Source organism: Streptomyces sp. NPDC058000, from assembly GCF_042886435.1.
Taxonomy (GTDB): domain Bacteria; phylum Actinomycetota; class Actinomycetes; order Streptomycetales; family Streptomycetaceae; genus Streptomyces.
In genome coordinates this window covers 25,094-36,254 of the sequence record NZ_JBHVQS010000073.1, presented here as the reverse complement: position 1 = coordinate 36,254, position 11,161 = coordinate 25,094, and the positions used below count along the sequence as shown (strand labels likewise).

Sequence of the window (11,161 nt, the reverse complement as noted above, 5' to 3'; positions counted from 1 at the left end):
GTGCCTCGCGGTGAACGCGAGGCACCGGGCGCCGACTGCTGTCCACGGTGCGCCCGGCCGGCCCCCGACGGCCGGACCCCGATGGCCGCGTCGGCCCAACAGGGCGGCGCGGCCGAGCGGTTCGCGCTGACGCAGCGGGACGGAGCGCGCTGCCGCGGGGGCGTACGTGCCGGACGTACGCGGCGGGCGCGGACCTGCCGGCCGGCGGCGGCGCCGACGGCCGTCCGTACAGTGGCCGGGTGAGTGAGCACGCGAGAAACGCCGGCGGGAAGCGCAGCGGAGCGGGCCGCGGGAAGGGCCGCGGGCACAGCGGCGCCGCGGGCAGTGCCGCCCGGCCCGGCGGCGACACCGACCGCGCCCGCACCGCCGACCACGCCCGGCAGGCCGCCGACCTGCTCGGTACCGTCCTCGGCCGGGTCCGCTACGCGGCGGACGGGGCGGCCGCCGAGGACGCCATCGAGGCGGGTGCCTCGATGCTGGCCGCCGCGGCGCCCGGCTGGGAGGCGATGAGCGCGGCCGTGGTCGCGGCCGCCGTGGACGCCGTCCGACGCTGCTGGGCGGGCGGCTGGCAACCCGCCGACCTGGAGCGGATCGTCCGGCGGGCGGCGCCGGACGACGCGCCGGCGGCCCTGGTGATCGACGCCGTCGCCGCGGAGGAGGCCCGCCGGCCGCGGTCGTCCGGCGCCGCCCGGGACCCCCGTTGGCAGGCCCAGCTGGACGGCCTGGACGCCCGCGTCTGGTGGGACGTCGACCCCGCCTACCTGGACGCCCTGGCGGCCCGTCGCCGCACCTCCCGCTTCGAGACCGCGTACGACGTGCTGACCGCGCTGCGCCTGATCTCCCGACTCCCCAGGATCACCCCGCTGCCGCCCCCGTCCAGTGCCTCCGGCGAGTCCGACGCGGCCGGCGGGAGCGGGGCCGGCGGCGGCACCTCCGCGACCCGCGTCCTCGGCCGGATCCGCGGCCTGCTCGCCAAGGCGGAGGCGACCACCTTCCCGGAGGAGGCCGAAGCGCTGTCCGCCAAGGCCCAGGAACTGATGGCCCGGCACAGCATCGACGAGGCCCTCCTCGCGCACGCCCACGGCCCCGCGGGCAGCCGGCCCGCCGACGGGCCCTCGGCGATCCGCATCGGCATCGAAGGCCCCTACGAACAGGGCAAGGCGCTGCTCCTCGACGCCGTCGCGGCCGCCAACCGCTGTCAGGCCGTCTGGGCCGCCGACCTGGCCTTCTCCACCGTCGTCGGTTTCCCGCCCGACCTGGAGGCGACCGAACTCCTCTACACCTCGCTGCTGCTCCAGGCCACCTCGGCGATGAACCGCGCGGGCGACGAGCACCACGCCCGGGGCCGCTCCCGCCGCACCCGTGACTTCCGCCAGACCTTCCTCGTGGCGTACGCGGACCGCATCCGCACCCGCCTGTCCGCGGCCACCGCCGCCGCGACTGCCGCGGCCACCGCCGAGTCCACCGCCCCGGACCGACTCCTCCCGGTCCTCGCCGCCCGCGAACTCGCCGTCGAGGAGACCACCGGCACCCTCTTCCCCGACACCGCCCCGGTCCGGCTCCGCGGCATCCGCGACGCCGCCGGCTGGCACCAGGGCACCGCCGCCGCCGACCGCGCCCACCTCGGCCACCCCGAGCCCGGCACCCCCGACTGACGGCGAGGGGCCACGAGCGGCCGCCCCGTCATCCGCGCCGTCAGCCCTGGTGGCGCCACCAGAAGGACGCGGGGCGGAAGCGCCGGGTCACCCCGAGCCGTTGCCAGAGCGGGCGCAGGATCTCCCGCAGTTCCGGGTCGGCGTGGACGAAGACGTTCGGCAGTCGGACGTCGAACCGCTCCGGTGCGGCGGTGAGCAGCGCGGCCGGCAGGTACTGCTCATCGGTCGCGAGGATCCAGCGACTGGCCTGCACTTCAGGTCTGTTCCGCCGAGCCCGTCTGGGCCAGTGGGGTCCGCTCGCGTGCGGTGTGTCGTTGCGGCGTGGGGTGCGTCGGCCGGCTGCTTTCTCCGCGTGGCGTCGGATGCCGAAGGCGGCGGCCTCGTTGAGCCGGACCGTTCGGCTGTCCTCCAGAGTCCGAAGCGCGCGCAGCAGGGCCGCCGGATCCCTGCGGAGATCGGGGGAGGGGCGCGCCGTCGCGGCGAGGTGGGCCCAGGTCGCGTGGAGGCCGAGCGGGCAGTAGCGCCCGACGGCACACCTCAGGGCCGTGTGCCGTCGGGCGAGTGACAACTGCTCGTCGCACGCCTTGCGTGCGTAGCTCCGGAATCCCAAGTGGTGCCGTCAGCCGTCCGCTTTGGCCACGCCGACCGGGCAGGAGACCCCCGTCCCGCCGATTCCGCAGTACCCGGCGGGGTTCTTGTCGAGGTACTGCTGGTGGCCTGCCTCGGCCGGATAGAAGGGGCGGGAGGTGTCGGCGGGGAGGATCTCGGTGGTGATGTCGCCGTAGCCGGAGGACTGGAGGACCTTCTGGTAGGCGTCGCGGGAGGCTTCGGCGGCTTGTTGCTGGGCGGCGGAGTGGGTGTAGATCGCCGAGCGGTACTGGGTGCCGACGTCGTTGCCCTGGCGGAAGCCCTGGGTGGGGTCGTGGGACTCCCAGAAGAGCTTCAGGAGGGCGGCGTACGGGACGACCGCCGGGTCGAAGACGACGCGGACGGCCTCGGTGTGGCCGGTGTGGCCGCTGCACACCTCTTCGTAGGCGGGGTGCGGGGTGAGGCCGCCCTGGTAGCCGACGAGGGTGGTCCAGACGCCGTCGGCCTGCCAGAACTTCCGCTCGGCGCCCCAGAAGCAGCCCAGCCCGAAGTCGGCGACCTCCAGGCCCTCCGGGTACGGGCCGAGCAGCGGGTTACCGAGGACGGTGTGCCGGTCGGGGACGGCGAAGTCCCGCTCGGGGCGTCCCTTCAGCGCTTCCTCGGGGGTGGGGAGGTGGGTCTTGAAGCGGGAGAACAGCATCAGGATCGTGCTCCAGGGGAGGGGGCGGGGGACGGGTGCGGCGGGGCGGGTGCGGTATCCGTTCCGTGGAACGTCCGGGCGCCGGCTGGAATTCCGGCCCGCCGGCCCCACGCGCACCCGCGGCCAGGACCCATCTGCCCCCGCTCCACGGCCCGGACCCTAGCCCTGGGCCCGGAATCCCGCCGGTGTGCCGCCCAGCTGCTCCCAGCCGGCGATGGCCAGGGCGCGGTACGCGGCGTACTCGGCGGCCGGGCTGCGCCCGTAGGACCACGGGACGGCGCCCACATGGCCGTCGACGAGGCGGAGCTGCTCCATCGCCTCGGCGTAGCGTTCCGCGCGGACCAGGAACCAGACGAGCAGGTGGCGGACGTGCGGTGCCATCGGGTGGTCGGCCGGGGCCTCCCGGAGGGCGAAGTGGGCGCCCTCTATGGCGCGCTCGACGACCGCGCTCTGGAAGAGGCTGCGGACCATGTTGGCCTCGGGGAGGTGCTCGTAGACCGCGAAGAGCGGGAGGGCCGGCAGCAGGCTCTTCGCCGGGGCGTCGGCGGCCGCCCGCCCGGCGAACTTCTCGGCCTGGTCGCGGGAGCCGTGCCACTTCTCCGACCAGTACGGGAGCGCGGCCAGGTGCGCGCCCATGTGGTGCGGCGCCCGCTGGCGGACCTTGGACCAGAGCTCTTCGTAGTCGGCCGGGCGCTCGCGCAGGCCGCGGGCGACGGCCAGTTCGGTGATGTAGGGGATGGGGCTGCCCGGTGCCAGCAGCGCCGCCTCCCGGCAGACCGTACGGGCCTCCTCCAGGATCATCGCGAAGTCCTGCGAGCCGGGGTCGCGCAGCGCCTGTACGACCAGGAACTGGGCGTGCGTCTGGGCGCCGCCCGGGTCCTTGGGGGCCTCGGCGCGCCAGGTGCGCAGCCAGATGCCGCCGGTCCGGGTGCCACCGGGGGCGGCGGGGGCCGCCGGCCCGTGGGAGGTCTCCGCGAGCTCGAACGCGGCCGCGCCGGCCAGCGTCTGCACCCGCTGCCAGCGCAGCTCCCAGTTGTCGCCGGTGGACCGGAGCAGTTCCGCGGCCGGGCGCCAGTCGTGCGTCCGGCGCATCTCGACGAGCGCCTCGGCCAGCTGCTCGTCGGGGCCGGGAAGCCGCACGTCGAGGTGCTCCAGGGGGACGAAGCCGTAGCCGGCCATCGGGTCGGTGGCCACCGCCAGGCCCCGCTCGGCGTGCTGTACGGCCTTCCGGCGCCGCATCCAGGGCAGGAAGACCAGACCGCCGAGCGCGATCGCGGCGAAGAGGAACAGCAGAACGTCCATGTGGTGTGTCCCGGTCGGAGGAGCAGGGGCAGGGCTGGGCAGGTGCCAGGGAGGGGCTGGGGCGTGGAGGGGGCGGGGGCCGCGGGCGGTGGCGTGACGGCCTGCCCGGTGGTCTCCCGTTCTCCCGGTTCCTCGTTCTCGTATGTATCCACTATCCAGCGAACCAGAAAGTTCCGGAAAGTTCGGTCCGGTGGCCGACTACCCTCAGCAGACATGAGCGAACAGCGCGACGAGCGCCACCAGCACTTCGAAACCCTTGCCATCCACGCAGGTCAGGAGCCCGACCAGGCCACCGGCGCGGTGGTACCGCCCATCTACCAGGTCTCTACTTACAAGCAGGACGGCGTGGGCGGGCTCCGCGGCGGCTACGAGTACAGCCGCAGCGCCAACCCGACCCGCACCGCCCTGGAGGAGAACCTCGCCGCCCTCGACGGCGGTCGCCGCGGCCTCGCCTTCGCCTCCGGCCTCGCCGCCGAGGACTGCCTGCTGCGCACCCTGCTCGCCCCGGGTGATCACGTGGTGATCCCCAACGACGCCTACGGCGGCACGTTCCGCCTGTTCGCGAAGGTCGTCGAGCGGTGGGGCGTGGAGTGGTCGGTGGCCGACACGTCCAACCCGCAGGCCGTCCGGGACGCGCTGCGCCCCCGTACGAAGGTGATCTGGGTGGAGACGCCCAGCAACCCGCTGCTCGGCATCAGCGACATCGCGGCGCTCGCCGGGGTCGCCCGGGACGCCGGCGCCCGCCTGGTGGTCGACAACACCTTCGCCAGCCCCTACCTCCAGCAGCCGCTCGCCCTCGGGGCGGACGTGGTGGTCTACTCCACCACCAAGTACATGGGCGGCCACTCGGACGTGGTCGGCGGGGCGCTGGTCGTCAACGACGACACCCTCGGCGAGGAACTGGCCTACCACCAGAACGCGATGGGCGCGATCGCCGGGCCGTTCGACGCCTGGCTGGTGATGCGCGGCATCAAGACGCTGGCCGTCCGGATGGACCGGCACAGCGCCAACGCGGCGCGCGTCGCCGAGCTGCTGACCTCCCACAAGAAGGTCACCCGGGTCTACTACCCGGGGCTGGCCGAGCACGCCGGCCACGAGATCGCCGCCAAGCAGATGCGGTCCTTCGGCGGCATGGTGTCGTTCCAGGTGGCGGGCGGCGAAGAGGCGGCGGTGGAGGTCTGCAACCGCGCCAAGCTGTTCACGCTCGGGGAGTCGTTGGGCGGCGTGGAGTCGCTGATCGAGCACCCGGGTCGGATGACGCACGCCTCGACGGCCGGTTCGGCGCTGGAGGTCCCCGCCGACCTCGTGCGCCTCTCGGTCGGCATCGAGTCCGCCGACGACCTGCTGGCCGACCTCACGCAGGCGCTGGGCTGAGCCACTCCGCCCGCGGCCGGCCGCTCCTCGGCGGCCCGCCCCGGTAGTCCGCCCCGGTCCGTTCCGTTCCCCTCAGTACCCCGCTACGGGAGGGGTGGTGCGGGCCGGCGGTGGGCGCCAGGGCTGTTCAACTCCCGCCCAGATGACGAGAGTCAGCAGCGCCAGGAGGGCGAGGAGTGATCCGGCGCGGTGCCGCAGGCGGCGCCGGGCCAGCAACCGGCGACCGCGGGCGGCCGCGCGTACGGCCAGGTCCGGCGGCACCGGTGGATACGGGCCGGCCCGCAGCATCCGCCGGGCCTCGGTCTCCTTGCGGTCGGGCGGCCGGCACTCCGGCGGGTTCACGGCGGCGCGGCAGCCGGTTGCGGGCGGCGGCTGCGGAGTTCGCTCACGGCGTGCCGGTGCAGGGTGCGCACCCGCTCGGCGGGCAGCCCCAGTTGGGCCGCGGCCTGCTCCTCGGCCACGTCCTCGTGGAGGCGGAGCACCAGCACCAGGCGCTCGCGCGGGGACAGCGGGCCGAGCAGACCGCCCCGCGGCCGGCGGTGCCGCCATGCGGTGTGCGCGAACGCCGCGGCCAGCTCCCGACGGGCCCGCTCGTAGGGGTCCGCACCGCACTGCCCGTCCCAGCCCGCGTACGTCCGGGCCAGTGCGCGGAGCAGCAACTCCTCTGCGACGGGGGCCGGCCGGTCCGCGGGTTCGCCGGTGAGCAGGGCGGCGGCGTGCAGCAGCCGTCCCGCGGCGCCCGCGGTGAACGCCTCGAACTCCCGGACCCGGCGCCGCTCCCGCGCCCGCCGCCGCTCTCCCACCGCGCCTCCCGGATGACGGGGCATCCGGCGCCCGGCCCCTATGGCGACGCCCCGGCCCGTCGGACAGCCCGTCGGACAGCCCCTCGGCCCTCCATGGCACGGCAGTCCGCGGGCGGGGTCAAGAGGTGTGACACGGGCACCCGACTCCGCGCGTCCCGGTGCCGTTCCGCCCCCGCACAACGGCCCGTACCGGCCCGCGGATCCGCGGACCACGCGGTGCGGGCAACGCCGTCGGACGTCGCCGTCGGAGCTACGCCGTCAGGACGTCGGCGGTCCGGCCGGCGACAGTGCGGTGATTTCGGCGAGCGAGGTGTTGAAGCGCGTCAGGAGCGCGGTGAAGGCGTCGCGCTCCTCGTCGGTCCACTTCTCCGTCACCATCGCCATCAGCGCCCGCCGCGAGGCCCGGACCTCGTCCAGCCGGGCGTGGCCCCGCTCGGACAGTTCCAGGACCACGGCGCGGCCGTCCTCGGGGTGGGTGGCGCGGTTGACCAGTCCGGAGTCGACCAGCGGCGCGACCTGCCGGGTGACGGTGGAGGAGTCGATCCCCATCCCGCAGGCCAGGGCCTTGACGCCCATCGGGCCTTCCTGGTCCAGGCGGTTGAGGAGCAGATAGGCGGCGCGGTCCATGGAGTTGCGCGCCTGCCCGACGCCACCGAGCCGGCTCTGTTCGGCACGGCGGGCGAAGACGGCCACTTGGTGCTGGAGCGCGTCGAGGTGAGCGGTGTCGGGGTGGGTCGTCATGTCCGGAGGCGTGGGCATGGCCGGGGCTCGCTTAATCGGGGTGGGTACGGTGGGGAAGACAGCGTACGCGGAGCCGGCGCAGACCGTGCCGGCGCTGCCGCGTACGGCTCTTCCGGCCCTGGCGGGCGGCCCGGCCGACCCGCAGGTGTCCGCCATCCGGCCGGAAAAGGCCCGCTCCTGGCCGAACTGCGAGACTGGCCGCATGGTCGAGCACACGCCGCATCCACCGCTCCCGTCCGCGGGCTCCGCGACCACCGCGCCGGCGGCGCTCGCGGGGATCACGGTCGACGAGGTGCGCGAGGCGCAGAAGCTGCTCTCCGGGGTGTCGCGGACCACCGCGATGGAGGGCAGCCGCTATCTGTCGGCGCTGGTGGGCGCCCCCGTCCACCTGAAGTGCGAGAACCTCCAGCGCACCGGCTCGTTCAAGATCCGCGGCGCGTACGTGCGGATCGCCGGCCTCTCGGCCCAGGAGCGGGCCGCCGGTGTGGTGGCGGCGAGCGCCGGCAACCACGCGCAGGGGGTGGCCCTCGCGGCGTCCCTGCTGGGGGTGGCCTCGACGGTCTTCATGCCGGTCGGCGCCCCGTTGCCGAAGGTCGCCGCGACCCGCGAGTACGGCGCCGAGGTGCGGCTGCACGGCCAGGTCGTCGACGAGACGCTGGCCGCCGCCCAGGAGTACGCGCGGCAGACCGGTGCGGTCTTCATCCACCCCTTCGACCACCGCGACATCATCGCGGGCCAGGGCACGGTCGGCCTGGAGATCCTCGAACAGTGTCCGGAGGTGCGCACCGTCGTCGTCGGGGTGGGCGGCGGCGGGTTCGCGGCGGGCGTCGCCCTGGCGGTCAAGGCGCTGCGGCCGGACGTGCGGGTGGTCGGGGTACAGGCGGCGGCCGCGGCCTGCTATCCGCCGTCGCTGGCGGTGGGACGCCCGGTGGCGATCGAGCCGCTGGCCACGATGGCGGACGGCATCAAGGTGGGGCGGCCCGGTGACGTGCCGTTCGGCATCGTGCGGGAGTTGGTGGACGAGGTCCGTACGGTCACCGAGGACGAGTTGTCCAGCGCCCTGCTGCTGTGCCTGGAGCGGGCGAAGCTGGTGGTGGAGCCGGCCGGGGCGAGCCCGGTGGCGGCACTGTTGTCGTCGCCCGGCTCCTTCGAGGGGCCGGTGGTCGCGGTGCTCTCCGGCGGCAATGTCGATCCGCTCCTGATGCAGCGGATCCTCCGTCACGGCATGGCCGCCGCCGGCCGTTACCTCTCGTTCCGGGTCCGGCTCACCGACCGCCCGGGTGCGCTGGCCACCCTCCTCGGCGTCCTCACGGTGGTGGACGCCAACGTCCTCGACGTGGGGCATGTGCGCATCGATCCCCGGCTCGGGCTCACCGAGGTGGAGGTCGAACTCCACCTGGAGACCAAGGGGCCGGAGCACTGTTCCGAGGTGACCGCGGCGTTGCGCGAGGCGGGGTACGACGTGGTCGCGGTCTGAGCGGCGCGGCGCGGAGTGCGAGTGGGGCGGTGGCGGGCAGCCACCGTCCCGCACTGTTGTAGGCAGTCACTGCCCCGCACCGTTGTGGGCTCCGGCCCCCGGAGCCTCGTCGCGCTGCCGGATCGCCGTCCTCCTTCCCCCCCCCGTGCCGCGCGATGTCGAGTGAATCTCCGTCTCCGCGCGCCCATATCGCGATGTATCGCGTTGGGAGTACCATCGCTGCGGCCGCGGGGGTCGCTGTGCCATGGCGCCCCACCGCGGACCAGCGCCCGTGAGTCACTCGTACGCCCTGAAGCGCACCCGCGCACCCGCGCACCCGCGCCCCGTGGAGCGACAGGAACGGGGGCGTCGTCAACAAGTGCCACCGAACGCCCCAAAACGTACTATTCGGCTCATCTATCGCATTCGACCCGGAACTGATCCAAGCCATGGGGGTACCCATATGCCAGGCGCCATTTATGCCGAAGGTCTGGTGAAGACCTTCGGTGAGGTGAGGGCACTGGACGGCGTCGATCTCGACGTTCCCGAAGGAACCGTCCTCGGAATGCTCGGCCCGAACGGTGCCGGCAAAACCACCGCCGTCAGGGTCCTGACGACCCTGCTCCGGCCCGACCAGGGGACGGCGCGGGTGGCCGGCATCGACGTCCTCGCGCACCCCGACGCGGTGCGCCGCGCCATCGGCCTCTCGGGCCAATTCGCCGCCGTCGACGAGTACTTGACCGGCCGGGAGAACCTGGTGATGGTCGGGCGGCTCTACCAGATGAGTGGACGCGACGCCAAGCGCCGGGCCGCCGAGCTGCTGGAGCGGTTCAACCTCGGCGACGCCGCCGACCGCACCGCCAAGACCTACTCCGGCGGGATGCGCCGCCGACTCGACCTGGCCGCCGCCCTGGTCGTCAGTCCGCCCGTGATGTTCATGGACGAGCCGACCACCGGCCTGGACCCGCGCAACCGCCAGGCGCTGTGGGACGTCATCCAGGAGCTGGTCGCCGGCGGCACCACCCTGCTGCTCACCACCCAGTACCTGGAGGAGGCCGACCGGCTCGCGCACGACATCTGCGTCGTCGACCACGGCCGGGTCATCGCCCGCGGCACCTCCGACCAGCTCAAGGCCCGCACCGGCGGCGAGCGGATCGAGGTCGTGGTGCACGCCCCCGAGCAGCTCCCGGCGGCCGAGGGCGTGCTGCGCGCGGTCGCCAAGGGCGAGGGAGCGGTCGAACCGCACACCCGCAAGCTCACGTTCCCGGTGACCGGCGGCGCCAAGCTGCTCGCCGACGTCATCCGCGAACTGGACACCCGCGGGGTGGAGATCGACGACATCGGGCTGCGTCGCCCGACCCTCGACGACGTCTTCATCGCGCTGACCGGCCACACCGCCGCGGCGGAAGCGGACAGCGGCAACGGCCACGGGAAAGGGAACGGCAACAAGAAAGGCCACGGGAACGGCAACGGGAAAGCCAACAGGAAAGGCGACGCACGCGCGGACGGCGACCGGGCCGGCGCGGCGACCACCAAGGAGGGTGTGCGATGAGTGCGGTCGGTCACCCGGCCGGTGCGGCCCCCGCCCGGAACCCACGGCCGCGCGGCGGCCTCATGCGGCCCATGCGCGATGCGCTGGTGGTCGCCCAACGCAATCTGATCCGGATGCTGCGCATCCCCGAGGTCGTGATCTTCGCGCTGATCCAGCCGATCATGTTCGTGGTGCTTTTCACCTACGTCTTCGGCGGGTCCATCGCCCTCCCGGGCGCCCCGGCCGGCAACGCCCAGGTGTACCGGGAGTTCCTGATGGCCGGGATCTTCGCGCAGACCGTCACCTTCGCCACCGCCGGCGCCGGCGCGGGCATCGCGGACGATATGCACAAGGGGCTGATCGACCGGTTCCGCTCGCTGCCGATGTCCCGCGGCGCGGTGCTCACCGGCCGGACCCTCGCCGACCTCGTGCAGACCGCACTGACCCTGGTGGTGCTGGCCGTGGTCGCGCTGCTGATCGGCTGGCGCAGCCACGAGAACCCGGCGAGCGTACTGGCCGGCTTCGCGCTGCTGCTCCTGCTCGGCTACGCCTTCTCCTGGATCGGCGCGCTCATCGGCCTCTCGGTCCGCACCCCCGAGGCGGCCACCTCCGGCGGGCTGATCTGGCTCTTCCCGCTGACGTTCATCTCCAACGCCTTCGTCCCGGTCAACGGCATGCCGGCGTTCCTCCAGCACATCGCGGAGTGGAACCCGTTCAGCGCCACGGTCGCCGGCGCCCGGCAGCTGTTCGGCAACACCATCGCGAACGTGCCCCGGTCGGTGACCGGCGCCTGGCCGATGGAACACCCGGTGCCGGCCTCGGTGATCTGGTCCGTCCTGATCATCGTGGTCTTCCGGACGCTGGCGGTCCGCAAGTACCGCTCGGCGACCGCCTGAGGTCCGGCCGGCGCCGCACCGCGGCCCGGCCGGCACCCGCCCCGCACATGCGGAAGCGGCCCGGAACCGTATGCTCCGGGCCGCTTCCGCTGCGCTTGATCTCCGTACGTACCGC

Annotated in this window: 12 protein-coding genes; 6 read left to right on the top strand and 6 right to left on the bottom strand. The window is 74.1% G+C overall.

Going from position 1 to position 11,161, the window contains the following annotated elements:
- Window positions 1-243 (top strand): hypothetical protein (locus ACFVT2_RS38540; RefSeq protein WP_390025899.1); only part of this gene is annotated, 243 nt, incomplete at its 5' end.
- Window positions 240-1,655, top strand: coding sequence for a DUF2786 domain-containing protein (locus ACFVT2_RS38535; RefSeq protein WP_390025898.1), 1,416 nt, complete (start codon window positions 240-242; stop codon window positions 1,653-1,655). The genes ACFVT2_RS38540 and ACFVT2_RS38535, both read left to right, overlap by 4 nt.
- Before the next feature lie 40 nt (window positions 1,656-1,695).
- Here ACFVT2_RS38535 and ACFVT2_RS38530 read toward each other — a convergent pair whose 3' ends face one another.
- The 3 genes from ACFVT2_RS38530 to ACFVT2_RS38520 all read right to left on the bottom strand — a co-directional run bounded on the left by ACFVT2_RS38530 (window position 1,696) and on the right by ACFVT2_RS38520 (window position 4,245).
- Window positions 1,696-1,908 (bottom strand): hypothetical protein, encoded by a 213-nt coding sequence (locus tag ACFVT2_RS38530; RefSeq protein ID WP_390025896.1) that lies wholly within the window; start codon window positions 1,906-1,908, stop codon window positions 1,696-1,698.
- A gap of 366 nt (window positions 1,909-2,274) precedes the next feature.
- Window positions 2,275-2,943, bottom strand: a complete 669-nt coding sequence (gene msrA / locus ACFVT2_RS38525; protein WP_390025894.1) for a peptide-methionine (S)-S-oxide reductase MsrA — start codon at window positions 2,941-2,943, stop codon at window positions 2,275-2,277.
- A 159-nt stretch (window positions 2,944-3,102) separates the two neighbouring features.
- On the bottom strand, window positions 3,103-4,245 hold the full coding sequence (locus tag ACFVT2_RS38520; RefSeq protein ID WP_390025892.1) for a hypothetical protein: 1,143 nt from the start codon (window positions 4,243-4,245) through the stop codon (window positions 3,103-3,105).
- Window positions 4,246-4,458: 213 nt separating this feature from the next.
- Between ACFVT2_RS38520 and ACFVT2_RS38515 the strand changes: the two genes are divergently transcribed.
- Entirely contained in the window at window positions 4,459-5,619 is a 1,161-nt protein-coding gene (locus ACFVT2_RS38515) for a cystathionine gamma-synthase (RefSeq protein ID WP_390025891.1), read from the top strand.
- A 72-nt stretch (window positions 5,620-5,691) separates the two neighbouring features.
- Here ACFVT2_RS38515 and ACFVT2_RS38510 read toward each other — a convergent pair whose 3' ends face one another.
- The 3 genes from ACFVT2_RS38510 to ACFVT2_RS38500 form a co-directional block, all read right to left on the bottom strand.
- A complete protein-coding gene (locus ACFVT2_RS38510; protein ID WP_390025889.1) occupies window positions 5,692-5,961 on the bottom strand; it encodes a hypothetical protein in 270 nt (89 codons plus the stop codon).
- A complete protein-coding gene (locus ACFVT2_RS38505; RefSeq protein WP_390025887.1) occupies window positions 5,958-6,422 on the bottom strand; it encodes a sigma factor-like helix-turn-helix DNA-binding protein in 465 nt (154 codons plus the stop codon). Before ACFVT2_RS38505 ends, ACFVT2_RS38510 begins: the two co-directional genes overlap by 4 nt.
- A gap of 258 nt (window positions 6,423-6,680) precedes the next feature.
- Window positions 6,681-7,181, bottom strand: a complete 501-nt coding sequence (locus tag ACFVT2_RS38500) for a MarR family winged helix-turn-helix transcriptional regulator (RefSeq protein ID WP_390025885.1) — start codon at window positions 7,179-7,181, stop codon at window positions 6,681-6,683.
- Between the two features lie 184 nt (window positions 7,182-7,365).
- On the opposite strand from ACFVT2_RS38500, the gene ilvA reads away from it, so the two are divergent.
- From ilvA to ACFVT2_RS38485, 3 genes are all read left to right on the top strand, one after another.
- On the top strand, window positions 7,366-8,640 hold the full coding sequence (gene ilvA / locus ACFVT2_RS38495; protein ID WP_390025903.1) for a threonine ammonia-lyase: 1,275 nt from the start codon (window positions 7,366-7,368) through the stop codon (window positions 8,638-8,640).
- 442 nt (window positions 8,641-9,082) lie between these two features.
- Window positions 9,083-10,171: an ATP-binding cassette domain-containing protein gene (locus ACFVT2_RS38490; RefSeq protein ID WP_390025883.1), complete on the top strand. Its 1,089-nt coding sequence runs from the start codon at window positions 9,083-9,085 to the stop codon at window positions 10,169-10,171.
- A complete protein-coding gene (locus tag ACFVT2_RS38485) occupies window positions 10,168-11,046 on the top strand; it encodes an ABC transporter permease (protein WP_390025881.1) in 879 nt (292 codons plus the stop codon). Before ACFVT2_RS38490 ends, ACFVT2_RS38485 begins: the two co-directional genes overlap by 4 nt.
- The last annotated feature ends 115 nt before the right edge of the window (window positions 11,047-11,161 follow it).

What these genes read in the sequence shown, in the direction of transcription:
- msrA (WP_390025894.1), bottom strand. Translation starts at nt 2,943, where the DNA reads ATGCTGTTCTCCCGCTTCAAGACCCACCTCCCCACCCCCGAGGAAGCG.
- ACFVT2_RS38520 (WP_390025892.1), bottom strand. Translation starts at nt 4,245, where the DNA reads ATGGACGTTCTGCTGTTCCTCTTCGCCGCGATCGCGCTCGGCGGTCTG.
- ACFVT2_RS38515 (WP_390025891.1), top strand. Translation starts at nt 4,459, where the DNA reads ATGAGCGAACAGCGCGACGAGCGCCACCAGCACTTCGAAACCCTTGCC.
- ACFVT2_RS38500 (WP_390025885.1), bottom strand. Translation starts at nt 7,181, where the DNA reads ATGCCCACGCCTCCGGACATGACGACCCACCCCGACACCGCTCACCTC.
- ilvA (WP_390025903.1), top strand. Translation starts at nt 7,366, where the DNA reads ATGGTCGAGCACACGCCGCATCCACCGCTCCCGTCCGCGGGCTCCGCG.
- ACFVT2_RS38490 (WP_390025883.1), top strand. Translation starts at nt 9,083, where the DNA reads ATGCCAGGCGCCATTTATGCCGAAGGTCTGGTGAAGACCTTCGGTGAG.
- ACFVT2_RS38485 (WP_390025881.1), top strand. Translation starts at nt 10,168, where the DNA reads ATGAGTGCGGTCGGTCACCCGGCCGGTGCGGCCCCCGCCCGGAACCCA.